Source organism: Xanthomonas nasturtii, from assembly GCF_023337365.3.
GTDB lineage: Bacteria > Pseudomonadota > Gammaproteobacteria > Xanthomonadales > Xanthomonadaceae > Xanthomonas > Xanthomonas nasturtii.
On sequence record NZ_CP142084.2, the window covers coordinates 4,199,354 to 4,225,664 of the forward strand.

Below are 26,311 nucleotides of genomic sequence, written 5' to 3' on the forward strand. Positions count from 1 at the left end.
CGCCCCTGAAAAACCCCTCTCAAACCCCAGATACCATGTTTGCTGGCCACACGATGCTTGAGGATCTTGAGGAGCGCACCCGCATCGCCTGCAACCAGGCACGCAAAAAGGCGATCCAGCGCATCAGCCAGCGCAGGTTGTAGCCGGCGGCGCAGCCGAGCACGTGCAGTGCATCGCCTTGGGCACCCTTTAGATAGCAGCGATTCAAGCGGCAGTCCTGTTTCAGATGTCCAATCACCGGCTCCACCGCTTGCCGGCGTTTGATCCAGCTCCATTGCCGTCGTGTCAGCGTCTTGGCCTTGCCGCGATGCAGGATCTGCACGCCATCTACCTCACGTCCGCGATACCCCAGGTCCACGATCGCTACCTGCGGGGTCACATTCACATCCTGCAGCAACCCACGCGTCTGCTCCAGCTGCTCGGCCAACGTATCGCCGTCGTAAGGATTGCCGGGAAAACTGCGCGCGCCCACGATCAAGCCTTTGCGCGCACTCACCGCAATGCCGACCTTGACGCCAAATTCGTAAGGTGTCCTCGCCTTGCCCTTGCTCATGCATTCCACTTCCGGCGCATGCAGGGCGTAGAGCTTTTGCTTGTCCTTGGGGCGTTGTGTCAACACCCGTTGTGCGCGTTCCAGCCAGACACTGATGCGCTCACGCACCAAGGAGGGGTCCAGCTTGCGTTGCAGATCGCGTAATACGCGTCCCAGGAGCGTGCGTTGGCGTCGCAGCACCTTGTGCATGCGCTTGAACTGGCGCGCATGCGCATAGCGCCCGGCCTCGCGGCTCAAGACCGGGCCTTGCCGCGCATAGGTCTGTCGTAGTGCGATGCCGTGGCGCTTGGCCAGCAGCACCAGCTTCTTGCGCGCCACCTCCAGCAGACGGCTGTCGGTGGGATGGGCGATCGCCTTTTCCTGCACGGTGGTGTCCACGATCACCCGCGACAACTCGCGTGCATCCACCGCCTTCATCGCGTGGGCGGTGTTGATCGTGTGCGCCAATAGCTCTTCCATGCCCGCTTCGCCCAGGCGCTGTCGCCAGCGTGTCAGGGAACTGGGATCGCACGGCAAGCAGGTCTGGAATACCACCTCGCCGGTGAAGAACTGCCAGTACGGATTTTCCAGCCAGCGCGCGCATACGGCCTCGTCGGACAGGTCGTAGGCGTGCTTGAGGTAGAGCAGCCCGGCGATCAGACGCATCGGCAGGCCGGGCCGTCCGCCGCTGGCAGTTGTGGCCGGCAATCGCGGCAATAGCGCCTGCTCCAACGCACTCCACGGCAGCCGATGGCTCAGCTGAACCAGTGGATGGCGCAGGTCGATCTGGTTTTCCAGACGCGAACGAAACAACTCATCGGCAGGCAACTGCTCGGCGGCAGGACGGCGTGTACGCATGGGCGAAAACTGGCAGTTCCAGCACGCCGAAAACGCCGAGCAGGCCTTGCAATGGATGCGGTCTAGGGTTTTTCAGGGGCGACTAGCCACATAAAGCGAAAAAATATTACCAAACGCGAACTAAAAATTAATAAGAAAACCCAAAATGCTAAATTTCGACAGCGTGTAATAGTGCACAAAACGAGGTTCAATAAAATTTATGAAAATAACAAAGAAAATTTCTTATTTAAATTATTTGCCCTGCACATTTTCGTTGATACTCATCGCATGCGGATACATTATTCCAACGCAAAAAGTTCATGCAGAAGCAGGTTATCGCATATGCGCCGTTTTTCAAAATCACGGTAATACCGCCTATACTTCACGCGGACTTGTCGTTAAGGTCGCGAAAGAAAACGGAGGAAATACCTGCCAAAAGAAAATAGCGTTTATGAATAGGTATTATAGAAACGCCTACAATGAGACTGCTAATGATTATTTAAGTATGTGGCAATGCGAAAGCTTCAGCGGGTCAGTTGGCACCAACGTAGATCTTTGCAAGCTGATGGAAGTCAATAAGATATACAAATATACTTCTAGATATGGGCGCTACACCGATGAGCCAAGGGTGGATTTCTGGACAAACTAATTTAGCTTCAAATCTCCACAGCAGCGCACAAGACTTTCGGGACAACAGTCGCGCCAAGGTTGGCCGGCACGTGGATTCGGGACGCAATTACCAAGCTGTGAGATGACCCGCGAATCCATGTGCAGCTCTCCGAATCTCTTCCGAATCTCTGCGAATTTTATGTCCACTGCAGAATCCGTTTCATTGGTGTATCAGCTACAGATTCTACAGGAATTCTCTGATGTCTAGTCTGCGGGGATGTCAAGTCTGCTGGAGCCTCTGGAGCTTCGCTCGTGGATGTCAGTGCAATACATGCTGCCAGGAGGGCGGCGACTGGATCGCAAGGAGCTACGCGCCAACACCTTGAAGGCCGCCGGTACTCACCGGCGGCTTTTTTTGGACAGAGCTTCATCTGCACGCAAGGCAACGTTTACTTGGTGAAGTTCCCCGTCAATCAATGCATTGCCGCTAACCACGCGCAAGCAGCCGCAGGCGCGCTTGTTCGCGGACAATTTGGTGGTGCAGGTCCTTCATGCACTGCGCTTCCACATCGATCACATGCTTCCAGTGAGCTCGCTTCACCTTTAGCTGATCAGGCATACAGGTGCGAGTCGTGAACGGGATAAATGCGAAGACCAGCATGTAGACCAAAAGATGGAGCGCCGTCGATTGCGGCGGCAGCTGGTGGGGCATTACAGCCCAAATACATGCCGTCGATGCCATCCACGGCAATTCGCACACTGCAAACCAAAAACGAGCTTTTCGCTGTGTTTCTTCGGAAGTCTGATAGGCGAACTGCATGGTCGAGAGCGATGGTGGAGAGAACGCAGCAGCGTCAACGTTGTAGTGCTGCTCGATACGCTCAGCTACGTTTAGCTGTGCGACCTCGGAATCGTTTAAGTCAAGTTTCATAGGTCTGTTGTGCGAATTGGATCCCAGTACTGACATCTCTGACGAATGCCATCTTCACGTCATCGGAAGCATGCCGATAACGCTCTCTTTTGCGAGGACCAGCTGTCCTATCTGGACGTTGATCACGACTTCTTTTTTTTGCGGCCGCCCATGTTGATTTGCATGTACCTCTGGTCGATTGGTCCGCTGGTGGAAATCACAGAACCAATTTCGCTGTTGTTGAACGACACAACTGGTCCGGCCCCAGTCTTGGAAGACGAGGCATCTGCCGATAAACCCAGTGCAGCAAGCACTGCGTCGCGTGCAGCCGGCGATGCATCTTTGAACGCAGACAGCAGAAGCCTATCGGCGAGATCCAACTGCGCTCGGTGTCCGGTTAGCACGTACATGACATCGACACCACGGTCCAGCGCGGCAAGTAGATACGCTCCGCCGGGCAGGTTGATGTCTTTCTCAAAGTTCAGTTGCGCGTAGCGCGACACGCCAAGTTGAACGGCCATTTCGTCCTGCGTCAGGCCGAACCGCTTGCGCTCATTCTTCAGGCGTTTCCCTACGGTCATACAGGCACTTCCTTACTTGACAATGTTGAGTTAAGTCCACAAAATTCCCAAAAGTAGACGGAACCGCCACATGCCCCCGAAGAGTCAGATGCAGCAGTTCTCACCCCGCAGCCCGGAACAGGCGCGACAGTGGCTTGAAGCGAATGGCACTACGGTCTCGGCATTCGCCAGGCATAACGGCGTGGATCGGTCGGTCGTACATGACCTGCTCCGTGGCCGCTCTCAGGGCAAATACGGCGAGTCGCATAAAGCGGCAGTCGCATTGGGTCTCAAGGCACCACCCAATAGTGCCACACAAATCCCAACCGCCAAGAGCTCAAGGGGGTGAGCATGTTCGGTCGGAAAAAAATTGTTTTTCGCTGTGAGGCATGCAGCGCAAGGCTCATCAAACGCACCAGCTTCCTCGCTCACAAGTTTCTGCGGCATGACTCCTATGTGTGCGAGAACCCGATGTGCGGTGCAACCTACACAGGGCATTCGGAGTTGACTGGTATTGCCAGCCCCAGTGGCGTGCCCACCTCACACAGCGAGCTTCCGCCGACACCGGCATATGAGCGCGCCCAGGCGCTTCAGGCATACCGCGAGTCGCTTGGCGACCGCCAGCTAGATCTGATTCCCGTCGGCGGCGAGCCGTTCTTCCCTCACCTCTGAGGCACCCCTAATGCGAAAGACCCTTGATTGGGCGGCATTGCCGCCCACGGCGAAGCTTTGCCTGGAAGTTGCGCTCATCCATGGCGGGTTGTTGAAAACCGAGCACGGTTATATCGGCCGCAATGCCGCGCCGGAGACCGCGCATCGCTTTGGTGCGGTCGTGGTGGCCGCGCTCATGCGCGAGGGCCTCGCAACATCTGACGGCGTGGATGAGCACCTTGTGGTGCTCACCGAATCCGCCATCGCGCTGTCCACTCTCCAGCACGCAGACAGCGAGGTCGGCCCGTGACATCTGCCAGCAGTTGGTTCACTGCACAGGAGCCGCGATTCGTGGATGCGGCAAGCAATGCGCCGCAGCGCGTCGCACCGCACGCCAAGCACGAAGAGGCACGCCTGCTCGCTGCCGCCGTTGATGCGCACCGTCGTGCAGGCGGCGCTTATGTCGTGATCGACAACGCCACATCACCGCTCGCGCCTACGCGCCGGCTCGGCGTCTAAGGAAGTTCGATGCAAGAGGATCTGCGACAACAGGTGCTGTCCCGACTAGAACGGGATTACGGACTCAAGCACCGTAGTGGTACCGAGTACATGCGCGGCGGCAAGTGCCCGTCCTGCAGCAAGAAAGAGCTCTACACCAACCATCTCAAACCGTGGGTAGTGAAGTGCGGCCGCCAATCCAAGTGCGGGCGCGAGCTGCACGTAAAGGATCTGTACGACGACCTGTTCGACGATTGGTCCAAGCGCTTCCAGCCAACGGCTGCGGCTCCCAACGCTGCGGCCGATGCATACCTGCAGTTCTCCCGTGGCTTTGACCTGGCGACGTCCCCCCATCCTGAGTAGCGGCCGGGTCTAGAGTCCGGGGTTGATGATATCGGTGTTGGCCAGCTGTTGGGCATACGCGGAGGGCGTCATGCCGCCGATTGCTTTCTTGGGTCTGTCCTCGTTGTATTCGCGTCGCCAGCGCTCGATCTCGGTGCGTGCGTGCAGCAGTGTCGGGAACCAGTGCTCGTTGAGGCATTCATCGCGCAACCGGCCGTTGAACGATTCGACATAGGCGTTCTGGTTTGGCTTGCCGGGTTGGATCAGCCGCAGCTGCACACCATGCGCATGCGCCCAGGCGACCATCGCCTTGCCGCAAAACTCCTTGCCGTTGTCGGTGCGGATCACCTGCGGCCAGCCGCTCCAGCACACGCGTCACGCCATAGCCCGAGATTGCTCGCTCCACCTCGATGGCGACCGCCTCATGTGTGGCGTCGTCCACGATCACCAGGCACTTGATCGCCCGGCCGTCGGCGGTGCGGTCGAACACAAAGTCCATCGACCACACCTGGTTTGCCTGCAATGGCCGCAGCAGCGGCTGACGCTCGCCCACTGGCACTTTCTTGCGCTTGCGGCGGCGGACTTGCAGCTGCTGCTCGCGGTACAAGCGCTCCACACGCTTGTAGTTCACCAGGCGCCCTTCCTGGCGCAGCTTGAGATAGATCATCCCCACGCCGTAGCGCTTGTGGCGATGCGCCAGTTCCACGATGCGCTCGCGTAGCGCAACGGTGCGGTCCTCGCGCGGGCAATAGCGCAGCGCACTGGCGCTCATGCCGATCGCGGCCAACGCGCAACGCTCGCTGGCCCCTCGCCCGATCCACTCGCGCACCAGCGCACGACGCGCCGGTGCGCTCACCATTTTTTTTGCAGCGCCTCCTTGATCAGATCGTTCTGGAACACCTGCTCGGCGAGCAGCTTCTTCAGGCGCGTGTTCTCTGCCTCCAGGTCCTTGAGTCGCTTGGCATCGGGCACGCTCATCCCGCCAAACTTGCTGCGCCACAGGGAGTAGGAGGCCTCGCTGAAGCCATGGCGCCGGCACAGATCCTTGATTGCCACGCCGCTTTCGGCTTCGCGCAGAAAGCCGATGACCTGCTCGTCAGTAAAACGCTTCTTCACGTCCAATCTCCTTCGGGAAGGGAATTGGACTCCAAACCGCGGCGCTACTCAAAATCGGGGGGACGTCGCAGTAAAGCAAACCACCTTTACCGCTATTTACGTCGCACCCTCGCGTGGGGCGTGCGTGTCGGCCTATGCAGATCAAATCCAGCCATCGGCGTGAGGCAAGCACGCGAAGCAAAGAAACACCGGATGCCAACGCCGGCCGCGTTCGAGAAGGTGCTGACCTTCGCTCGTGAGCGCGGCTGCCTAACGCCGCATACGAAAGGCAGCTGCCCGAGCTATCTGGCACCGGTCATGGTGCTGGCGTATAGCGCACGCCTACGCGGCATCGAGGTGTGCACACTCAACGACACACACAAGCAGCCGACAGGCATCCATGCTCAACGGCGCAAGGGATCTCGCGACACGCTCACCGAATGGGATCCAGAAATGATCGACGCGTGGGATCTTCTAGTAGCGCGACGCACCGCCATCTGGACTAAAAACGGTCGAAATTTTGCAGTCCCACTCAAGGCTGAGGATCGGCGCCTACTCGTCGAACAGACCGGTAATCCGATGGCTAAGTCATCGCTGGATAGCGCCTGGCAGCGATTCATCAAGCTCGCAATGACAGAAGGGATCATTTCGAAGCAGGAGCGCTTTTCGCTGCACGGCCTCAAGCATCGCGGCATTACCGACACAGTGGGTAACCGGGGCGACAAACAAGACGCCGCAGGGCACGTGACACCAGAAATGACCGGCCGCTATGACCATGCGCTGCCGGTGGAAAAACCGCCAAAGCGCAGCTAATTTTCCCGGCAATTTTCCCGGCAGCCCCAGCTCAAGGCGCTTAGCAGGAGCTAAGTGCCTAATTTAATGGTGGGCCCAGAAGGATTCGAACCTTCAACCAAAGGATTATGAGTCCTCTGCTCTAACCGTTGAGCTATAGGCCCGGCTGCACAGCGCTCGCTGGTGCCGCATGCAATGCGTCGGGCCCGCAGGAGTTGGGCAAGTTTACCTGTCTGCCAACAAGCTTGTCTGCTGGATGCCTGCTGCTACCTGCTTACTTGCTGCATCCTTCGTCCGCTTTCCGAGAGCCCTACCTGACTGCGCTGCACGCGAACCGCGCTGCACACGGCCGCGGAGATAGCCGGGCCGTTCAAGCTGTACGTGCTGTTCGATCGGCACACTTCGGTCGGCACACATACCCTGGCGGAGCAGCCATCACGCATCCGCCATCTGCTGCTGCCTGTCGATCAGCTGGCGACCTTCGCGGAAGCCTTGCGCGATGGCGTCTTGGAACGTGTCCCAGGTCTTGGTCCGGTCGTTGATACGCGGCAGGCGCGTGCTGCCTCCGTCGGCGTAGACGTCTACCCATAGCGTCCACTTGGCCGTCGGCGAGGCCTGTTCGGCACGTACGCGGATCTCGTGATCGCGGTACGTGGTGGTTTCGAAGCGGCTTTGCCTACTCATAAGACGATCCCGTTTCCATTCGTTGGCCAACTTAGAAGTCGCGGTCACAACGCCATGTGAGCTTTGTAGAAAGCTCGGTTTAATGTTGCGGGGCCGTGTGGCTTCGTCGCCGGTGCGTGAACGCGGCAACGCGTCATTTCCGCAACGCGCCGTGTCTCGCAAGACGCCGCCTGATAGCCGAGCGTAGCGAGCTGCCTAGCCCACAAACGCAACAGCCCCGCATAAGCAGGGCTGTTGTGTGATCACTGCACGGTGCCGGCTACGGTGTCAGTCGATATCCAGGAACGAGCGCAGCTGTTCCGAACGGCTCGGGTGACGCAGCTTGCGCAACGCCTTGGCCTCTATCTGACGAATCCGCTCGCGGGTGACGTCGAACTGCTTACCGACCTCTTCCAGCGTGTGATCGGTATTCATGTCGATACCGAAGCGCATCCGCAACACCTTGGCTTCGCGCGGGGTCAGCCCTGCCAACACGTCCCGCACCGTCTCGGAGAGATTGATGTTGGTGGTGTTATCGATCGGGGACTCCACATTGGTGTCCTCGATGAAGTCGCCCAGATGCGAATCCTCGTCGTCGCCGATCGGGGTTTCCATCGAGATCGGCTCCTTGGCGATTTTCATCACCTTGCGGATCTTGTCTTCCGGCATGTCCATTTCCTTGGCCAGTTCTTCCGGCGTGGCCTCGCGGCCGAACTGCTGGAGCATCTGGCGGGAAATGCGGTTCAACTTGTTGATCGTCTCGATCATGTGCACCGGAATACGGATGGTGCGCGCCTGATCGGCGATCGAACGGGTGATGGCCTGACGGATCCACCACGTTGCATACGTGGAGAACTTGTAACCGCGACGGTATTCGAACTTGTCCACGGCCTTCATCAGGCCGATGTTGCCTTCCTGGATCAGGTCGAGGAACTGCAGGCCGCGGTTGGTGTACTTCTTGGCGATGGAGATGACCAGACGCAGGTTGGCCTCGACCATTTCCTTCTTGGCCTTGCGCGCCTTGGCTTCGCCATAGGCCATCGCACGGCTGATCTCCTTGATCTCGCCCAGGGTCAGGTAGCTGGCCTTTTCCATCTCGATCGAGCCCTGTTGCTCGGAGACGATCTGGTCCTTGACGTCGCGCAGCGCCGACGACCACTTCTGCTTGCGCTTGAGTGCGTCTTCCACCCATTCCAGGTTGGTCTGATTGCCTTCCCAGGAGCGGATGAAGTCCTTGCGCGGCATGCGTGCCACGGTGGTGGCCAGGTGCAGCACCTTGCGCTCGTGGTCCTTGATGCCGTTGACCACGCCACGCAGCTGGGTGACCAGCGCGTCGGTCAGCGGCAGCGGCAGCTTGAGCGTGGTGAAGATGGCGGCCATGTCTTCGCGCGCCTTGACCACCAGCTTGTGCTCGGCGCCGTTCTTGGCATAGATCTTCTTGAACTTGGCGTATTCGTTGGCCAGGTTCTCCATGCGCGTGGCGACTTCCACCGGGTCAGGACCGGTCGGGCCGGCCTCTTCTTCGGCAGCATCGTCGTCGCCGTCGTCGTCGTCGTCGTCTTCGGCAGCGTCGTCTTCGGAAACGGCAACCGGGCCGGCGGCCGCAAGCGCGGCGGCGGCGGCATCGGCTTCTTCGATCAGGTCGTTGAAGCCGACCACGATCTCGGCCAGACGCTTCTTGCCTTCCTTGTGCGCTTCGTAATCGGCAAGCAGCATTTCGGTCGACAGCGGGAACACGCCCAGGGCCGCCTGAACCTGGCTCAGGCCTTCTTCAATACGCTTGGCGATGGCGATTTCGCCTTCGCGTGTAAGCAGCTCGACCGTGCCCATTTCGCGCATGTACATGCGCACCGGGTCGGTGGTGCGGCCACCTTCGGTATCGAGCGCGGTCAGCGCGGCCGCTGCTTCTTCGGCGGCGGTGTCGTCAACCTCGCGGTTACCGGTGTTGCCATCGTTGAGCAACAGGGTTTCGGCATCGGGTGCAACTTCATGGACATCGATGCCCATGCCGTTGATCATGCTGATGATGTCTTCAATCTGCTCCGGGTCGACGAGGTCGTCGGGCAGATGGTCATTGACTTCGGCGTAGGTCAGATAGCCCTGTTCCAGGCCCTTGCTGATCAGTAGCTTGATGTCGGATTGCTGGGCAGGACGTTCGTTGGCCATGAGTGCTCGCGCCACCGGCTTTGAGATTGGAAAGAGGACCTAGCATTATACCAGCGTGAAGCCGCATCTGCCGGATTCAAGACGAGACCGCTGGTGCAGCGCTGGCTAGGGCCTGAGAAGGAAGGTCACCGGGCCATCGTTGACCAGGTCGACAACCATATGGGCACCGAAGCGCCCGGTTTCCACCCCGCCGCGATGTTTTTCGCGGCAGATCGCCACCAATCGATTGAACGCCGGTTCAGCCTCCAGCGGCGGTGCGGCGGTGCTGAAGCCCGGCCGATTGCCGGAGCTGGTGTCGGCGGCGAGGGTGAACTGGCTCACCAGAAGCAGCCCGCCGGCGGTATCGGTGAGCGAGCGGTTCATCTTGCCGGCGTCGTCGCCGAACACGCGGTAGCTGAGCAGGCGCTCGGCCAGGCGACGGACCTGCGCCTCGCCATCTCCCGGTTCGACCCCGATCAGCGCCAGCAAGCCGGGGCCGATCTGCCCGACGGTCTGCGCATCGACCGTAACGCTGGCCCGGGTGACGCGCTGGATCAGTGCAAGCATGGGCATTCTCGGGCAGCAAACTGTGGCGCGCAGCATGCCCAGCGCTGCCCGCAGTGTCACGCGCGGGCCTTCGCCGGCCGCGCTGTTTAGAATTGCGCGAATGAAACCTGATGTTCGCGCTCGCCTGTTGTACGCCACCGCCGCCACCGTGGGCCGCTTGCCGTGGCCGCTGCTCAAACGCGTGGCCGATGCGCTGGCCTGGAGCTGGCGCAAGCTCAATGCACGCGAAGCCCGCGTGGTGCGGCGGAATCTGGAGTTGGCGTACCCGGAGTTGGGCGCGGCGCAGCGCGCGCAGCTGCATGCACAGGTCCTGCAATCGACCGCGCGCCAGACCCTGGAAGTGCTGCGCACCTGGACCCGCCCGCCGGCAGACAACCTGGCGCGCCTGCAACGCAACGGCCAGGAGCTGTACGACGCTGCGCTGGCCTCCGGCCGCGGGGTGATCGTGGCCGCGCCGCACTTCGGCAATTGGGAGCTGCTCAATCAGTGGCTGTCCGAGCGCGGCCCCATCGCCATTGTTTACCGCCCGCCGGAATCCGAGGCGGTGGATGGTTTCCTGCAGCTGGCACGCGGCGGCGACAACGTGCGTCAGGTGCGTGCCGAAGGCCCGGCGGTGCGGCAGTTGTTCAAGGTGCTCAAGGATGGTGGCGCGGTCGGCATCCTGCCCGACCAGCAGCCGAAGATGGGCGACGGCGTGTTTGCGCCGTTCTTCGGCATCCCGGCCTTGACCATGACCCTGGTCAACCGGCTGGCCGAGCGCACCGGCGCCACCGTGCTGTACGGCTGGTGCGAACGCGCCGGGGACGACCTGCAATTTGCGCTGCACGTGCAACCGGCCGACCCGGCCGTGGCCGACCCGGACCCGGTGCGCGCAGCCAGTGCGCTCAACGCCGGCATCGAACGGATCGCCCGGCGCGACCCGGCGCAATACCAGTGGACCTACAAGCGCTACACCCTGCGCCCGCCGGGCAGCGGCGAGGCCAACCCGTATGCGACCGAGCGGCATCCGCACTGACGCCGGCTGGCTGAAGACGGAGCCGCTCGCACGCAGCGCGGCAGCGGCAGCGGCAGCGGCTCAATCGTCGTGCGGGTCGGCAGGCGTAGCGAGGATGCGCTGATAAAACGCCAGATCCAGCCAGCGCCCGAACTTGAACCCGGCCTCGCGCACGGTGCCGGCATGGGTGAAACCGAACTGTTCGTGCAAGGCGATGCTGGCCTGGTTGCTGGCATCGATGCCGCCAACCAGCACGTGCACGCCGCGTTCCTCGGCTGCGGCGATCAGCGCCTGCAGCAAGCTGCGTCCCAGTCCCTTGCCGCGATGGTCGCGGTGCACATAGATCGAATGCTCGACGCTGTACTTGAATGCCGGCCAGGCGCGAAAGGTGCCGTAGCTGGCAAAGCCCATCAGGGTGCCGTTGGCGTCCTCCACGCCGATGACCGGGAAGCCGCCCGCCTGCTTGGTGGCGAACCAGCCGACCATGCTCTCCGGCGGCCGTGGCCGGTAGTCGTACAGCGCGGTGGAATGGGCGATGGCATCGTTGAAGATGTCCAGAATGGCGGCGGCGTGGCGCGCCTGGCTGCAATCGACAATGTGCATGGGACCCGACGAACGTAGAGGTCGTCGGATTAGAAAGCATTGCCGGGCGCTGAACAACGCAGGCCGCACGCAACCAATCGGCGCAGGCCGCATCACTCAGTCGGCAGCGGCTGGATGCAGCGTTCCACCCGGCCGTGGCGACTGGCGCTTGCGAACCACGCGACAATGGCCGCACGCGGCAGGCAACGGCCGCGGCGGCGTCCGCCTTGAAGCGGCCGTGGCAATCCCCATCTGGAGTCGTGCATGAGCAGCCCCGTCCCCTTCCCCAGCGCACAGGCCTTCGGTGATCCGGCGGCGATCCGCTGCGAGCGCGCCGCCTCCGAGTTGCGTGCCGGGCGGCCGGTGCTGCTGACGGCGGCGGATGGGCAGGCGCGGGCCGTGCTGGCATTGGACAGCAGCACCGCGCAGTCGTACGTCGCCTTCGCCCGCGCCGCGCTGGGCCGCCACTATCTCTTCGTCACGCCCACCCGCGCCCAGGTGCTGGGGTTGAGCGCGCCGCAAGGCGCACGCGTGGCCTTGGCTGAGCATAGCTACGACCAGCTGGCTGCGCTGGCCTACCTGCGCGATACGCCGGTGCCGACCCAATGGACTGCCGGCGATGCGCTGGATGCCGGCGGTGTGGAAATCGCGCGACTGGGCTTGCTGCTGCCGGCAATGCTGGCGGTGGAACTGCGCGATGCGCATGAGCATGCCGCCTTCGCAGGCTGCCAGTCGCTGGCGCTGGACGACCTGCGCGGCGGCTGCGCCACCTCTGCGGCCGCCGGCTATGAGTTGGTGACCCGCACCCCGGTGCCATTGCGCGGCTTGGGCATGAGCGAATTTGTGGTGTTCCGTGGCGGCGTGGCGCAACGCGACCAGGTGGCGATTGTGGTCGGCCAGCCGGACCTGACGGGCGCAGTGCCGGTGCGCGTGCATTCCTCGTGCCTGACCGGCGACCTGTTCGGCTCGCTCAAATGCGATTGCGGCGATCAGTTGCGACACGGCCTGGCCAAGCTGAAGGAGCTCGGCGGCGGCGTGCTGCTGTATCTGGATCAGGAAGGCCGCGGTACCGGCATCGCCGCCAAGATGCGCGCCTATGGGTATCAGCATGCCGGGCTGGACACCATCGACGCCGATGCGCAGCTGGGCTTCGGCCCGGACGAGCGCCGTTACGGCAGCGCGGTGGCGATGTTGCGCGGGCTGGGCATCGGCCGCATCCGCTTGTTGACCAACAACCCGGCCAAGGCCGAGCGCCTGCGCGCGGCCGGTATCGCGGTCGAAGACCGCATCCCGATCACCGGCGACATCACCGCCGAAAACGAGCAGTACCTGCGCACCAAGGCCGCACGCGCCGGGCATGCGCTGGATGTGGATGCGCTGATCCTGGCCGCGCAATAGCGCGCCCGGCGCCGGGTGCGCCTGCACTCGGCGGCCGGCTATGCTTGCGCACCGCTTCTGCAGGCCAGCCTCGTGCACGACGCTCCACCGCCGCACCCCGACGTCATCGTCAGCCCTGCTCCGGCAGAAGCGCCGGTCATCCACCCTAGCCAGTGGCAGTCGCTGCCGCGCCGCGGTGCGTATGTGGCGGCGGTCAATGGCGCGCTCGGCGGTGGATGCGCGGGCCTGATCGCCGCCGGGGTCACGGTGACCGGGCTGCATGCCTGGCATTACTGGCCAGCGGTGCTCGGCGTGACCGTGGTCATCGCGCTGCTGGGCGCCTGGTTGGCGGTCAAACGGCACCGGCTGACCCACTGGAAACTCGATCAGCACGGCCTGGCGCTGCAACGCGGCCATCTGTGGCAGAGCGACACGCGCGTGCCGATCTCGCGCGTGCAGCATGTGGACCTGCGTCGCGGCCCGATCGAACGCGCCACCCGCCTGACAACGCTGGTGGTGCACACCGCCGGCAGCCGGCTCAACGCGGTGGCGGTGTCGGGGCTGGATCAGGACGATGCCGAACGCCTGCGCGACCGCCTGGCGCGTCAGCTCGATCACGACGACGACGCGCTATGAGCGCCATCGAGCCTCCCGGCGGCGACGAGCAGCGCCTGCATCCGTTGTCGTGGGTGTTCGTGTTGCTGCAGCAGATCCGTCAGTTCCTGATTCCGCTGGCCGCGCTGGTCCTGTTCGGCAGCCGCGATGGCCATCGCGACTTCGCCGACCAGGTGGCCACCGGCGTGGTGGTCGCGGTGCTGGTGGCGATTTCGGTGTTGCGCTACTTCACCTACCGCTACCGCATCGGCACCGATGGCGTGGCGATTCGCAGCGGCCTGCTGGAGCGCAGCCGGCGCGATATTCCGTTCGCGCGCATCCATAACGTGGTGGTGCATCAATCGCTGCTGCACCGCCTGGCCGGCGTGGCCGAGGTGCGCCTGGAATCGGCCGGCGGCCACAAGCCGGAAGCGGAAATGCGTGTGTTGCGGCTGGATCAGGCACTGGCGCTGGAAGATCTGATCCGTCGCCGGGCAACCGACACAGACGCCACGGCGCCGCAGATCGACGACAACAGCGGCAGCTTGCTGCGCCTGCCGCTGGCGGAGGTGATCCGGCTGGGTCTGATCTCCAATCGCGGCATGGTGGTGGTGGCGGCCAGCTTCGGCGTGATCTACCAGATGATTCCGCGCCGCACGGTGTCCAACTTCGTCGAGCACAACGGCGAGCTGGCGTATCGCTATGTCAGCCAGATCCATCCCGGCGTGGCGGTCACTGCCACGCTGGCAGTGGTCGCCACGCTCGCGGTGTTGATGGCGATGCGCGCGCTGTCGGTGGCCTTGGCGGTGACGCAGTACCACGGCTTTCATCTGAGCGAGGCAGAGCGCCGCCTCACCGTGGAGCGCGGGCTGCTGACGCGGATCCGCAGCAGCGTGGCGTTGCGGCGGATCCAGTCGTGGACCCTGTACGAAGGCCTGCTGCACCGCCTGTTCGGGCGCCGCCAGTTGCGCGTGGACACGGCAGTGGCCGGCACCGGCGATAACGAAGGCAGCGCCTTGAGAGAGCTCGCGCCGGTTGCCGACCCGCAGCGCTGCGACGCCTTGCTGCAACGCCTGCTGCCCGGTATCGCATGGCCGCCGGCGCAGTGGCAGTCGATCGCCACGCATTGCTGGTGGCGATTGAGCTTGCCCACCGTGTTGATGCTGCTGCCGCTGGTGGCCGGCCTGGCGTGGCAGTTCGGCAGCCATGCCTTGTGGTTGCTGGTGTGGCTGCCGTGGAGCGCATTCAAGGCGCATCGCCAGGTGCAGCGCATGGCCTACGCGGTGGATGCGCGTTTTATTGCAGTGCGCGGCGGCTGGTGGAAGCGCTGGTGGCGGCTGGCCGAGCTGGACAAACTGCAGGCGCTGCAATTGCAACGCTCGCCGCTGGATCGGCTTTCGGGCACTGCAACGCTGTGGCTGGATACTGCAGGCGCCAGTGCGACCGGCCCGGCCTTGCGGCTGCGTTTTGTGCCGTTCGCGCAGGCGCAGGCGCTGCAGGCGCAACTCGGCGCGGCGTTGGCACGGCGCAAGCTGCGCTGGTGATTGGGGAATCGGGAACCGGGATTGGGTCAACCGCTCAGCAGCAGCCTCTCGTCAACGCTCAATTGGCAGCGATCAACGCTGCGACGGACCCCAATACCCGAGCTCGCGACGGATCTGCAGCCCGCGCCACAACGCACCCACCGGCTTACGCCGCAGCACGCCGAGCTTGCCGGCGATAAAGTCCTCGGTGGCGGCAATCACCCGCTCCGAAGAGTGCCCGTCGCGATACGGATGGATTGCATCGGCGTAACTGGCGAGTGCGCTGCGTAACGCCGCGTCCGGGTCCAGTGCGCGTGCCAGCTGCTGCGGCAACTGCTCGGCCTGCTGGAAGTCGAGCATGTGCGGCTGCGGCACGCGGTTGCGAAAGGTCACCACCGGTTTATGCTGCACCACGAACTCGGACACGATCGATGAGGTATCCGAGACCAGCACATCGGCCGCGCGCTGCGCAGCCATGACCTCTTCGGGTTCGACGAAACGCGCGTTGGCGCCGGCCAGTGCGCTATAACGATCGAACAGCTCCGGTGCGCACTTCGGGTGCAAGGTCAGCAGCCAATAGTGTGCGCCGCGCGCGATATCGGCGGCAATCTCGTCGTAGAGCGCAGGCGCCGCACTCAGCCGCTCGGTAAAGGTGGAGCCGAACAGGATCACCGGGCGGCCAGCGGCCGGCGCGCGCAATGCGGCGCTACGGCCGCCATCGTCGCGAAAGACCGGGTCGAGCTTGGGCCAGCCGGTTTCCACCACCGCAAAGTGGCCCTCGCGCTGCGCCAGTGCACGAAATGGCGCAGTGGTCGCCGGGCCTTGCGTGCAATACAGATCGAACAGGCCGCGCACCCGGAAATGGCCGCGATTGTCCTCGCGCTTTTGCACATTGAAACCGTGAAAAAGCTGCACTTTGGCGCCTGAAATAAACGGCGGCACCCAGTTGGCCGCGCTGAACACCGCACGCGGACGCAACGCCAGCGCCTCGCGCAAGCCGACTTCGCGCACGCCCGGCAGCGCCAGCCCGCGTGCGCCGCCTTCGAACCAGGCCGACACTGCATGCCCGCAGGCCTGTAATGCCTGCGCCAATGGCGCCAGAATAGGCAACGCGTAACGCTCCGTTGCGAACAGCAGGTAATCGGCCATCACATGTCCTCTTCGACCGCACCCGACGAACGGCCTCGCATTTGCGCTTGCATTATCACGTTCAACGAGGCCGATCGCCTACGCGACTGTCTGACCTCGCTGGCATTCTGCGACGAGATCGTGGTGGTGGACTCCGGCTCCACCGATGCCACCGCAGCCATCGCCAGCGAACACGGCGCGCGCGTGCTGCAACGCGCCTTCGATGGCTACCGCAGCCAGAAGGCATTTTGCGTTGCACAGGCCAGCCATGACTGGGTGCTGTGCCTGGACGCCGACGAACGTATCAGCGATGAACTGCGTGCGGCGATCATTGCTGCGCGCGATGGCGGTTTCGCCACTGCGGCCGGCTATCGCTTCGCACGGCTATCGGATTACTTCGGGCGCTTCCTGCGCCACGGCAACGCCTATCCGGACCGCGTGCTGCGCCTGTTCGATCGGCGCCGTGGCGGCTGGCGCGGCAAGCGCGAAATCCATGAGGCCGCCAGCGTGGATGGCGCCGTGGCGACACTGGCGGGCGATCTGATCCATTACCCGTACCGCTCGCTGATGCAGCAGCTGGCCAAAACCCAGCGCTACGCGCAGATGATGGCCGAACACGAACACGCACGCGGCAAGCGCGCCACCTGGAGCAAGCTGGTGCTGGCGCCGGCCTGGCGCTTCTGGCGCGGCTATCTGCTGCGTGGCGGCTTTCGCGATGGCTGGCATGGGCTGATCTACGCCTACGTGCGCGCCAACTACGTGCGCCAGAAGACCATCATGCTGTGGCTGTTGCAGCACAACCAACCGGTGCAGGACCCGCCGCGTGTGCCGGAGCAGCGTGGCGAGTAGGTGCGGTTAAAAAGATGGCGAGTGGCCGTCACGCCGCTGCGGGCGGCGCGAACGGTGCGTCGACGTCGGCGTGCATACGTAAGACATGCCGATTTCCGCAGCAACTGCGCCTATTCGGCGTCTGCGCGGTGGTTTATCAGTCGCTCAACGCGCGCACTGCTTGCGCATCCACCACCTGCAGCCGGCTGATCAACCGCTGCTAGCGAGTACTCGCCACACCGTGCGCGGCCTGCCGCGCCGCCAGACCCACCAGCACGCCGACCATGGCGGTGTAAAAGCTAGCTGCCACCTGGTGCGCGAACATCGACTGGGTCAGCCCGCACAACGCGTAACTGATCACGATCATGACCCCGGCCGCGGCCGGGCCACGGAACTGCTTCTGCCCGCTGCGCCGGTGCAGCCGCACGAACACCCACAGCGGCACGCCGTAGACGGCAATCAGCAGCAACAGGCCGGGTACGCCCTGGGTGGCGCCCCATTCGGCCAGATCGTTGTGCGCGTGCCCCAGATGGCAACGGAACAAGGCCGGGTCGGCGGCACAGGCCGGCAGGTCATGCATGGCATCGTCGAAACGGCCAACGCCCACGCCGATCAGCGGATGCGCCTTCAAGGTGTCCCAGGCCACGTGCAGGCGTTCGATGCGCGCGCCTGCCGAGGAATCGCTGTCACCGACTTCGTAACGCTGCAGGTCGCTCTGTAGTTCGCCCAGGCGCATCTGGTCGGTCAGTGCCGGCACGCTGAGTAAAACGCCCACCGCCAGCACCGCGCTGCCGATGAAGGTCAGCAAGCGCATGCGCGCGCTCTGCCACGGCGCGCCCCAGATCAGCACGCCCAGCGTGGCCAGCAGCGACAACCACACCCCACGGCTGCCGCTGAGCACGATCACCGCCACCGTGGCGAATGCAGCGCCCACCAACCACCGCACATTGCCGGCCGGGCGGCAGAACACCGCCACCACAAGCAACATCAGCGCGATGTCGGCGAACACAATCGCGTTGGTGAAGCCTTCGGCGCGGGCGGCGCCGTTCATTACCTGCAACAACGCGATCAACATCGCCGCGAACACGCCCGCCAATGCGCCGCGCCACAGCCATACCTGGCGCGGCTGCAACGCGTATGCCCATAGCGCCGCCCATGGCAGCACCAGGAAGCGCGAGCGGTTGTCCACATCGCGCAGCCCGTGTTCGAACAAGGCGATCGACAGCAGCGACATCGCAATCACCGCCACCGTCAGCCACCCCACCACGCGTAACGACCGATCGCCCGCAGCAATGCCGTCACGCAGGCTGCGCCAGCCGACCAGCGAACCAAGCAGCAGGCACAGGCCGAACGGCAGCAGCCCGCTCGGCATGCTGACCACCAGCGCGGTCAACACGAACACGCCCAGCTCGGCGATGCGTCCGCCTGCCCGCGACGTGATCGGGGCAGACGGCGAGAGCGATGCGGGCTGGGTACGCAAGGAATTCATCGAAAGATCGGTGGCGGAAGGGAGGCAACACAGGGGCCAGGCAGCGGCAACGCCGGCCAAGCTAACGATGCGCCGCATGAATCCCTGCTAGACAGCCGCCATTGGTCGCATTGACGCCGTACAAATGACACCTCGTACATGCCTGTGCCGGTGGGTTCTGCTGACTCATTCGGTATCCAGGTTGCCCTGCTCTTTTTCTTCCACCGCGCGCTCGCTGGAGCTGGCCACGCAGTGGCTGCGCACCGCATCGCCCGGCACCAGCCACCAGCGCCGGCGGTTGGCCACGCCCACCAGCTGGCTGCGGCTGCGATCCACGCAGGCCAGCAAGGCGGTCTCCTGCGCCATCAGCCAGCGTTGGCCGGGGTGCGCTGCCTGCCAGGCCACGCCGCGCTGCAATTGCGTTTCCCACGGCACCTTGAAGCCAAAGGTCTGCGCCGGGCGGTCGGCCATCAGCAGGTTCTGCTCCTTCCATGCCACCAGCCCAAGCTGCGCATCCGGGCCGATGCGGCGCCCGGCCTCGCGCATCACCGCGCCCGACGAGCTGGAATCGTTGAAGATCGGGTAGCAGACCAGCCCGAACGCCACCCACCACGCGCCAAGCAATGAGATCACCGCCAACGCGGAGCGGCGCACACGCAGCAACAGCAGGCTGGCGATGCCCCAGGTACCCACCGCCAGCAGCAGCCAGCCCAGCGGGTCGGTGGTTTCGCTGCCCACTCCGCGGCTGTCCATGATTTTCTGCTCGAAGCCCGGATGCCCGATCAGCATCGCCGCACCGCTGGCAACGAAGGCCACCGTCAACAGCACTCCGAACCCGAACAGCAGCCGCTGCACGCCAGCCCGGCGCAACAGGCCTGGCACCAGCGGCGCCAGCGCCAGGCAGAACATCGGCAGCGCCGGCAGGATGTAGACATCGCGCTTGCCGCTGGGGATGGTGAAGAACACCAGCACCAGCAGCCACCAGGCCAGTGGCAGCAAGTAGCGCGGGTCGCGCCGCGTGAGCCGGCGCCGCCACGCCGGGATTGCCCACGGCAGCAGCAGGATGGTCGGCAGCCACATCGTGGCCATGCTTTGCAGGTGGTACCAGACCGGCTGGGCGTGGTCCCAGGAGCTGGCGTAGCGCTTGGCGGTCTGGCGCAGCAGGATGTCGTTGAGATAGACGCGATATTCGGGCTGACCGGCAGTCAGCGCGGTCACCATCATCGGCACGAACCACAGCAGGATCGCCACGAAGAAAAACAGCGGCCCCAACCAGAAGCGCCGGTCGCGCACATGCACGCGCACCCCCGGCCAGCCGCGCGCTGCGGCAATCCCGGCCGGGATCAGCATCAGCAGCGCGATGATGCCCACACCCTTGGTGATCACGCCCAACCCGGCGGCAAACCAGCCCAGCGTCCACCAGCGCCAGGCCGGGCCCAGCAACAGATGCCGCAGCAGGCCGTAATTGGCCAGGGTGATCCAGAACACCACCAGCGGGTCGATCTGCGCCTTCTTGGCCTGGAAGGTGAAGTGCAGCGTGAACAACAGCATCCAGGCCGCATAGACCCCGACGCGCCGGGTCCACAGGCGCCGGCCAAGGTCGTAGACGCAGGCCAATGTGCCCAGCGCCGCCAGCAGCGACGGCAGCAGGAACGCCACCCGCCAGTTGCCCAGCAACGTATAGAACAGCGCCTGCAGCCACATCAGCATTGGCGGCTTGTCCGAATACAGCTCGTTGCCGCGATGCGGGAACAACCAGTCCCCGCTCATCACCATCTGCTTGGCGACCAGCGCAAAGCGCGGCTCGTCCGCCGGCCAGGGGTCGCGCAGTCCCAACCCGGCACCGATCACCAGGACAGCGGTGATGGCCAGCAGCCAGACATCTTTGGAGGCACGGGTCTTGAGCATATCGAGGCGCAATGGAGGTAGCAGGTAGAGCGCCGATGCGGCGCGCGATCAGGAAGCTTTTAGCAAAAGCGCGTAGAAAAATCCGTCGCAGTGCTGCTCGCCTGGAAATCGCTGACGCCCGGGGCCAGCCGCATGCCCGAACTGCGCACCCAACGGCTGCGTCTGCGCATCGGGCGTGCGTTGCAGGAATGCATCCACCTGTGCCTGGTTCTCGCGCGCCAACAATGAGCAGGTGGTGTAGAGCAACTGCCCGCCCGGGCGCAGGGTGCGCCAGGTCGCATCGAGCAGGCGCGCCTGCAAGGCCGACAAGGCATCGATATCGTCGGCACGCCGGTGCAGCAGCACATCCGGCTGACGACGCACCACGCCGGTGGCCGAACACGGCGCGTCCAGCAGCACCGCATCGAACGGCTGACCGTCCCACCACGCATCGGTGTCGGCGGCATCGGCCGCATGCAACGCGACCTGTGCCTCTGGCACGGTGCGCTGCAGGGTCTGCTGCACGCGCTCCAGGCGGCGTGCATCCACATCCAGCGCAGTGAGCTGCAGACCCGGAAAACGTTCCAGCAGATGCGCCGCCTTGCCGCCGGGCGCGGCGCACGCATCGAGCACACGTGCCGCAGGCGCCAGCGTCAGCGCATCGGCCACCTGCTGCGCAGCGCCGTCCTGCACCGAGACATCGCCTTCGGCAAAGCCCGGCAACTGACTTACCGGTACCGCGCCGTGCAGGCGCACCGCATCCGGCAACACCGCATCGGTTTGCGCGGCGATGCCCAGCTCGGCCAGCCGGGCCACATACGCCGCAGGATCGGTGCGCGACCGCTGCACACGCAGCCACATCGGCGCCATCTGCGCACTTGCGGTGAAAATGCCTTCCGCACGCTCGCCCCAGTCCGCGCGCAACTGCTTGCGCAGCCACGACGGCCAACCGGCGTCGTCCGACACCGCCGGGAACCCCTCGCGCTGGGCGCGTCGCAAAATCGCATTGACCATGCCGGCCTGGCGTGGCCGGCCCAGCGCGCGGCACGCATCCACGGTGGCCGACAGCGCCGCATGCGCCGGAAGTTGCAGCACGTCGAGCTGGGCGAAGCCGACCATCAGCAGCGCCTTGAGTTCGGCGTCGCGCGGCGGCAGCGGACGCTCCAGCCATTGCCGCAACGCCACGTCATAGGCCGGGCGGCGGCGGATGACCGCGAAGCAGATCGCCTCCACCAATGCGCGGTCGCGCGGATCGTCAATGCCGGGCAAGGTCGCGGCCAGTTCGGCCTTCAACGAACGGCCCTGGTCGAACACCGCCGTCAGCACGCGTGCGGCAGCCAGGCGCGAAGCGACGCCGGCAGTTGCAGGCTCGCTCGACATCAGCGCCGCGCCAACAGATCGCGGCGCGCGTTGAGGTAGTCGGCAGCGGTGATCGCCTTGCCGCCCTCGCGCTGCAGCACGCGCACCCTTAGCGCACCCTGCCCGCAGGCGATGTCGATGCCCTGCTTGCTGGCCGCCAGCAGCGTGCCCGGCGGCTGTTGATGCGCCAACTCAAGCGCCACTGCGCCATGCAGGCGCACCCGCTCGCCGGCCAGCGTGGCTTCGGCCACCGGCCACGGGTTGAACGCGCGCACGCGCCGCGCCAGCTCATGCGCCGGCTGCGCCCAATCCAAGCGCGCCTGCGCCTTGTCCAGCTTGTGTGCGTAAGTGACGCCCTCGGCCGGCTGCGGTTGCGCCACCGGGCGGATGCCGGCACGCAGCAGGCCCAGGCCATCGGACAGCACCTGCGCGCCCAGCGCGGCCAGCCGGTCGTGCAACTGCCCACCGGTTTCCTGTTCGCCGATCTCGATGCGCTGCGACAGCAGCACCGGGCCGGTGTCCAGGCCGGCTTCCATCTGCATCAGGCACACGCCGGTCGCGGTATCGCCGGCCTCGATCGCGCGCTGGATCGGCGCGGCGCCACGCCAGCGCGGCAACAGCGAGGCATGCACGTTCCAGCAGCCGTGGGTCGGCGCGGCCAGCACTGCCTTGGGCAGGATCAACCCGTAGGCCACCACCACCATCAGGTCCGCATTGAGCGCACGCAGCGTGGCCAGCGCCTCGGGCGAACGCAGCGTCTGCGGCTGAAACACCGGAATGCCGCGCGCGTTCGCCTCGATCTTGACCGGCGACGGCGTCAGCCCGCGGCCGCGCCCGGCGGGCCGATCCGGCTGGGTATAGACCGCCACCACTTCATGCCGCTGCGCGGCAGCGCGCAACGAAGCGACAGCGAAATCCGGCGTACCGGCAAAGACAATTCTCATAGGGCTGGGATGTTGGATTCGGGAGTGGGGATTCGCAACGGCGGAGGTGCTGGCCGGGGCGGGAGTAGCGTGGGGCTGAGAGGGGAGAGCGGGATTGACGCTGGAAGTTTGGCAAACCTGTGCCGGAACCCATGTGCCCCATGATCAATCGAGTCCACGGAGAAGCGGGAGTTGCATCCGAGAATTTGATGCCCGCAATAGGCAGCGGATTATCGATCACAAATTCCGCGCCTAAGGTTTCAAGGCTATCCGCCCCCGGACTTGGCGTAATCGCGATGTGCCGGCATAGCCATCAGATCGCACCGCGATTCGCGCTCAAGGATGTGGAACCAGGCGACTCAACAACCCGCAAAAACCTGCTTTTGCCAATCCCAAATCCCCGCTCCCAGCCCTCAAGCCCTCAAGCCACATGCTTGCGCTGTTTGGCCAGCTTCTTGCGCACCATTTCGCGCTTGAGCGGTGAGAGATAATCCACGAACAGCTTGCCGTCCAGGTGGTCCATCTCGTGCTGGATGCACACGGCCAGCAGGCCATCGGTCTGCAGTTCCTGCGCCTGGCCCCGACGGTCGAGATAGCGCACCGTGATCGCATCGGCGCGGCTGACATCGGCGTAGATGCCCGGCACCGACAGGCAGCCTTCCTGATACAACTGCTCGCCCTGTTTGCTCACGATCTCCGGGTTGACGAACACCTGCGGCAGGTTCTTTTCGTCGCTGACGTCGATCACCATGAAACGCTTGTGCACGTCCACCTGACTGGCGGCCAGGCCGATGCCGGGCGCCTCGTACATGGTCTGGAACATGTCATCCAGCAGCGTCTGGAACGCCGGGCTGGTGAGCTCGGCAGCATCGACCGGCACGGCCTTGGTGCGCAGCCGCGGGTCGGGAAACTCAAGAATAGGGAGCAAAGCCATGGGGTTACCCGTCTGGGAACACCGGCGCGGCGCCGGCAAGACGGTCTCATTCTAGCGCAATGCTTGCGTGGCGCCCCGGTTTCTGGACTATAGTGCGCGGACCTGTTGGGGAATCAGGCAAGAAGGCACTCATGTTGAACCGACTTCGTACGGTCGTCGCTGCGGCGATGCTGACCGTCGCGACCTACGCTGCCGCGCAAGCGGTGGGCGAGCATCCAGACACCTATGTGGTCCGCAAGGGCGATACCTTGTGGGACATCGCTGGGCGTTTTCTGCAAAAACCATGGCTGTGGCCGGAAATCTGGCAAGCCAATCCGCAGATCCAGAATCCGCACCTGATTTATCCCGGTGACGTGATCAGCCTGGCCTATCTGGACCGCGTCGGCAAAGGCACGATCCAGCCCGGCCCGCGCCAGGAAGCGCCGATCAATGCCATTCCGCTGGCCGACGTCGAGCCGTTCCTGAAGAACCTGCGCGTGGTCGAAGACTTCGACGAACTGCCGTACGTGGTCGGTCTGGAAGGCGGCCGCTCGCGCGCCACTACCGGCCAGGTCGCTTACGTGGTCGGCCTGGAAGACGCGCAGCCGGGCCAGCGCTTTGCGGTGGTTCGCCCGACCGTGAAGTTCAGCCTGCCCAAGCACAACGAAGACCTGGACATGGCGGGCAACATCACCGCCGGCTCCGGCAACATCTGGAAGAACTTCATCGCGCCGAGCACGCGCCGTGAGTTCCTCGGCTACGAGATGGCGCAGGTCAACGTCGGCACCATCACCCGCAGCGCAGCAGGCGGCAACTCCAAGGCAGCCACGTTGCTGCTGCAGGACAGCGGCCGCGAAGTGCGCGCCGGCGATCGCATCGTGGCCGTCGAAGCACAGCCGTACGACCTGCAGTTCATCCCGCACCCGCCGTCGGAACAGGCGCTGCAGACCGAACTGCGCGTGCTGGCCATCTCCGACGCCTTCATCGTCGGCGGCACCCGCGACGTGATCGCAATCTCCGGCGGCGCCCGCGAAGGCATCAACAACGGCACCGTGTTTTCGGTCTGGCGCAAGGGCCGCACCGTCAGCGACCGCGTCAAGCACTCGCGCTTTTCGCGGACCGACGATGATTTCAGCGCCCCGGCCGGCTCCACCGTCGGCCTGCCCGACGAATACGCCTCGCATGCGATGGTGTTCCGCACCTTCGACAAGGTCAGCTATGCGTTGGTGATGGAAAGCGTCAAGCCGACCGGCCTGGGCTATTTCGTCAAGCATCCTGACGCGCAGTAAGCGAAAGTTCCGATGCAGTAACGCGACGGCGCCCGAGGGCGCCGTCGTCGTTTGCGGCCTAGCCTTGGTGCATGGCCCTGACTGCTCCCGACCTGCGCGCATTGCTGATCCTGCTGCTGGCAGGCGGCCGCACCCCACCACGCAAGGCATTGCTGACTACCTTCGCGTCGACCGCCCAGATGCTGGCGGCCGGCCCCGAGGCGTGGCGATCCGCCGGCTGCGACGAACTTCAATCAGCGCTGCTGCAAACCCCTGACTCGCGTGCGCTCGACGCTGCGCTGCGCTGGTGCGGGCAACCCGGACACCACCTGCTCAGCTGGTGCGATCCCGACTACCCGGCCCTGCTGCGTCATATCGCCAACCCGCCGATGGCCCTGTTCGTGGACGGTGACCCCAACGCGCTCTGGCACCCGGGGGTGGCGGTGGTCGGCAGCCGCTCGGCCACCGCCGGCGGCCGCGACCACACCCGCGCGTTCGCTTCGAGCCTTGCCAGCGCCGGGCTGAGCATCGTCAGCGGCATGGCCGCAGGCGTGGATGCGATCGCGCACGAGGCCGCACTGACCCAGCGTGATGGCATCACCGTGGCGGTGGTCGGCACCGGTACCGATGTGGCCTATCCCGAGCGGCACCAGGGTTTGCGCGATCGCATCGCCGAACGCGGCGCGGTGGTCAGCGAATATCTGCCGGGCACCGCCCCGGTCGCGGCGCACTTTCCGGCCCGTAACCGGATCATCGCCGGGCTGGCGCTGGGAACGCTGGTGGTCGAAGCGGCGATGCGCTCGGGCGCGCTGATCACCGCCCGGCTGGCTGCCGAAGCCGGGCGCGAGGTGTTCGCCCTGCCCGGCTCGCTGCACAATCCGCTCGCGCGCGGCTGTCACCACCTGATCCGGCAAGGTGCCACCTTGGCGCAGGAGCCGTCCCAGGTCATCGACGGGCTGGGCGTGCTGTCGGGCGAACTGGCCAGCGCCTTGCGCGAGCGCCTGGCCGCCCCCACTGAGTTGCGCAGGAAGACAACGACCGGCGCTGGCGCCGGTGTTGCCCGCTCCGATCCGGACTACCAGCGCTTGTGGCAAGCACTGGGCCACGACCCAACCCCTATGGATTCATTGGTGCAGCGCACCGGATTGACGGCCGCCGCGCTGTCCTCCATGCTGCTCATCATGGAACTGGAGGGAGACGTGGTCACCGAGCACGGTCGCTATACCCGCAATCCTTAGTTTCTTCACCTCCACAGCGTCGCGCGAC

Annotated in this window: 26 protein-coding genes, 1 tRNA gene and 2 pseudogenes; 14 read left to right on the plus strand and 15 right to left on the minus strand. The window is 64.5% G+C overall.

All coding sequences use genetic code 11. The annotated features are described in order from the left end of the window. Positions 1-19 precede the first annotated feature (19 nt). Positions 20-1,390 (minus strand): IS5 family transposase, encoded by a 1,371-nt coding sequence (locus M3O59_RS18375; protein WP_330462236.1) that lies wholly within the window; start codon positions 1,388-1,390, stop codon positions 20-22. A 199-nt stretch (positions 1,391-1,589) separates the two neighbouring features. Here M3O59_RS18375 and M3O59_RS18380 point away from each other — a divergent pair, with 199 nt between their 5' ends. Further along, on the plus strand, positions 1,590-2,018 hold the full coding sequence (locus tag M3O59_RS18380; protein ID WP_147308612.1) for a hypothetical protein: 429 nt from the start codon (positions 1,590-1,592) through the stop codon (positions 2,016-2,018). A gap of 447 nt (positions 2,019-2,465) precedes the next feature. Here M3O59_RS18380 and M3O59_RS18385 read toward each other — a convergent pair whose 3' ends face one another. Both M3O59_RS18385 and M3O59_RS18390 read right to left on the minus strand, forming a co-directional pair. After that, the gene (locus tag M3O59_RS18385; protein WP_116907030.1) at positions 2,466-2,909 is read right to left on the minus strand and encodes a hypothetical protein; all 444 of its coding nucleotides are present in this window, start codon (positions 2,907-2,909) and stop codon (positions 2,466-2,468) included. Between the two features lie 122 nt (positions 2,910-3,031). After that, entirely contained in the window at positions 3,032-3,469 is a 438-nt protein-coding gene (locus M3O59_RS18390) for a helix-turn-helix domain-containing protein (RefSeq protein WP_116907031.1), read from the minus strand. A gap of 88 nt (positions 3,470-3,557) precedes the next feature. On the opposite strand from M3O59_RS18390, the gene M3O59_RS18395 reads away from it, so the two are divergent. From M3O59_RS18395 to M3O59_RS18415, 5 genes and pseudogenes are all read left to right on the plus strand, one after another. Then, positions 3,558-3,797: a DNA-binding protein gene (locus M3O59_RS18395; RefSeq protein ID WP_249047200.1), complete on the plus strand. Its 240-nt coding sequence runs from the start codon at positions 3,558-3,560 to the stop codon at positions 3,795-3,797. Positions 3,798-3,799: 2 nt separating this feature from the next. Further along, positions 3,800-4,120, plus strand: coding sequence for an ogr/Delta-like zinc finger family protein (locus tag M3O59_RS18400; protein ID WP_064629755.1), 321 nt, complete (start codon positions 3,800-3,802; stop codon positions 4,118-4,120). Positions 4,121-4,130: 10 nt separating this feature from the next. Further along, positions 4,131-4,409, plus strand: coding sequence for a hypothetical protein (locus M3O59_RS18405; protein WP_116907033.1), 279 nt, complete (start codon positions 4,131-4,133; stop codon positions 4,407-4,409). Beyond that, positions 4,406-4,618 (plus strand): hypothetical protein, encoded by a 213-nt coding sequence (locus M3O59_RS18410; RefSeq protein ID WP_116907034.1) that lies wholly within the window; start codon positions 4,406-4,408, stop codon positions 4,616-4,618. The genes M3O59_RS18405 and M3O59_RS18410 overlap by 4 nt, the downstream gene beginning before the upstream one ends. 9 nt (positions 4,619-4,627) lie before the next feature. Then, positions 4,628-4,939, plus strand: a pseudogene (locus M3O59_RS18415) (bifunctional DNA primase/helicase); the annotation flags it as partial. Between the two features lie 30 nt (positions 4,940-4,969). Here M3O59_RS18415 and M3O59_RS18420 read toward each other — a convergent pair. Continuing rightward, positions 4,970-6,055, minus strand: a pseudogene (locus M3O59_RS18420) (IS3 family transposase). 24 nt (positions 6,056-6,079) lie between these two features. On the opposite strand from M3O59_RS18420, the gene M3O59_RS18425 reads away from it, so the two are divergent. After that, positions 6,080-6,847 carry an integrase gene (locus M3O59_RS18425; RefSeq protein WP_330462238.1) on the plus strand — a complete coding sequence of 256 codons (768 nt, stop codon included), beginning with the start codon at positions 6,080-6,082 and terminating at the stop codon, positions 6,845-6,847. Positions 6,848-6,914: 67 nt separating this feature from the next. Here the strand turns inward: M3O59_RS18425 and M3O59_RS18430 are convergent. The 4 genes from M3O59_RS18430 to dtd form a co-directional block, all read right to left on the minus strand. Beyond that, positions 6,915-6,990, minus strand: a tRNA-Ile gene (locus M3O59_RS18430). Between the two features lie 271 nt (positions 6,991-7,261). Then, positions 7,262-7,639, minus strand: coding sequence for a DUF6566 family protein (locus M3O59_RS18435; RefSeq protein WP_064629725.1), 378 nt, complete (start codon positions 7,637-7,639; stop codon positions 7,262-7,264). A gap of 138 nt (positions 7,640-7,777) precedes the next feature. Next, positions 7,778-9,655 (minus strand): RNA polymerase sigma factor RpoD, encoded by a 1,878-nt coding sequence (rpoD, locus tag M3O59_RS18440; RefSeq protein WP_064629722.1) that lies wholly within the window; start codon positions 9,653-9,655, stop codon positions 7,778-7,780. A gap of 105 nt (positions 9,656-9,760) precedes the next feature. Further along, positions 9,761-10,201 (minus strand): D-aminoacyl-tRNA deacylase, encoded by a 441-nt coding sequence (gene dtd, locus M3O59_RS18445; protein ID WP_064629720.1) that lies wholly within the window; start codon positions 10,199-10,201, stop codon positions 9,761-9,763. Between dtd and M3O59_RS18450 the strand changes: the two genes are divergently transcribed. Then, a complete protein-coding gene (locus M3O59_RS18450) occupies positions 10,200-11,216 on the plus strand; it encodes a lauroyl acyltransferase (RefSeq protein WP_181920522.1) in 1,017 nt (338 codons plus the stop codon). The two genes, dtd and M3O59_RS18450, sit on opposite strands and share 2 nt — an antisense overlap. A 60-nt stretch (positions 11,217-11,276) precedes the next feature. Here M3O59_RS18450 and M3O59_RS18455 read toward each other — a convergent pair whose 3' ends face one another. Then, positions 11,277-11,798, minus strand: a complete 522-nt coding sequence (locus tag M3O59_RS18455; RefSeq protein ID WP_116905605.1) for a GNAT family N-acetyltransferase — start codon at positions 11,796-11,798, stop codon at positions 11,277-11,279. A 243-nt stretch (positions 11,799-12,041) separates the two neighbouring features. Between M3O59_RS18455 and ribA the strand changes: the two genes are divergently transcribed. The 3 genes from ribA (at position 12,042) to M3O59_RS18470 (ending at position 15,292) form a co-directional block, all read left to right on the plus strand. Beyond that, entirely contained in the window at positions 12,042-13,175 is a 1,134-nt protein-coding gene (gene ribA / locus M3O59_RS18460; protein ID WP_116905606.1) for a GTP cyclohydrolase II RibA, read from the plus strand. A 138-nt stretch (positions 13,176-13,313) separates the two neighbouring features. Next, positions 13,314-13,790, plus strand: a complete 477-nt coding sequence (locus tag M3O59_RS18465; protein WP_095522241.1) for a PH domain-containing protein — start codon at positions 13,314-13,316, stop codon at positions 13,788-13,790. Continuing rightward, on the plus strand, positions 13,787-15,292 hold the full coding sequence (locus M3O59_RS18470) for a PH domain-containing protein (protein WP_116905607.1): 1,506 nt from the start codon (positions 13,787-13,789) through the stop codon (positions 15,290-15,292). The genes M3O59_RS18465 and M3O59_RS18470 overlap by 4 nt, the downstream gene beginning before the upstream one ends. Positions 15,293-15,364: 72 nt before the next feature. Here M3O59_RS18470 and M3O59_RS18475 read toward each other — a convergent pair whose 3' ends face one another. Then, complete coding sequence (locus tag M3O59_RS18475; RefSeq protein WP_116905608.1) at positions 15,365-16,423, minus strand: CDP-glycerol glycerophosphotransferase family protein; 1,059 nt, start codon at positions 16,421-16,423, stop codon at positions 15,365-15,367. Here M3O59_RS18475 and M3O59_RS18480 point away from each other — a divergent pair, their 5' ends adjacent. After that, complete coding sequence (locus tag M3O59_RS18480) at positions 16,424-17,248, plus strand: glycosyltransferase family 2 protein (protein WP_116905609.1); 825 nt, start codon at positions 16,424-16,426, stop codon at positions 17,246-17,248. Between the two features lie 199 nt (positions 17,249-17,447). Here the strand turns inward: M3O59_RS18480 and M3O59_RS18485 are convergent, their stop codons facing one another. From M3O59_RS18485 to def, 5 genes are all read right to left on the minus strand, one after another. After that, positions 17,448-18,716 (minus strand): O-antigen ligase family protein, encoded by a 1,269-nt coding sequence (locus M3O59_RS18485; protein WP_116905610.1) that lies wholly within the window; start codon positions 18,714-18,716, stop codon positions 17,448-17,450. A gap of 165 nt (positions 18,717-18,881) precedes the next feature. Further along, on the minus strand, positions 18,882-20,603 hold the full coding sequence (locus M3O59_RS18490) for an ArnT family glycosyltransferase (protein WP_116905611.1): 1,722 nt from the start codon (positions 20,601-20,603) through the stop codon (positions 18,882-18,884). 48 nt (positions 20,604-20,651) lie between these two features. Then, complete coding sequence (rsmB, locus tag M3O59_RS18495; RefSeq protein WP_116905612.1) at positions 20,652-21,962, minus strand: 16S rRNA (cytosine(967)-C(5))-methyltransferase RsmB; 1,311 nt, start codon at positions 21,960-21,962, stop codon at positions 20,652-20,654. Beyond that, positions 21,962-22,885, minus strand: a complete 924-nt coding sequence (gene fmt / locus M3O59_RS18500; protein ID WP_116905613.1) for a methionyl-tRNA formyltransferase — start codon at positions 22,883-22,885, stop codon at positions 21,962-21,964. Before fmt ends, rsmB begins: the two co-directional genes overlap by 1 nt. Before the next feature lie 400 nt (positions 22,886-23,285). Beyond that, positions 23,286-23,798 carry a peptide deformylase gene (gene def / locus M3O59_RS18505; protein ID WP_064629696.1) on the minus strand — a complete coding sequence of 171 codons (513 nt, stop codon included), beginning with the start codon at positions 23,796-23,798 and terminating at the stop codon, positions 23,286-23,288. Positions 23,799-23,929: 131 nt separating this feature from the next. Between def and M3O59_RS18510 the strand changes: the two genes are divergently transcribed. Further along, entirely contained in the window at positions 23,930-25,066 is a 1,137-nt protein-coding gene (locus M3O59_RS18510) for a LysM peptidoglycan-binding domain-containing protein (RefSeq protein ID WP_116905614.1), read from the plus strand. A gap of 71 nt (positions 25,067-25,137) precedes the next feature. Beyond that, on the plus strand, positions 25,138-26,283 hold the full coding sequence (dprA, locus tag M3O59_RS18515) for a DNA-processing protein DprA (protein ID WP_064629692.1): 1,146 nt from the start codon (positions 25,138-25,140) through the stop codon (positions 26,281-26,283). Positions 26,284-26,311: the final 28 nt, after the last annotated feature.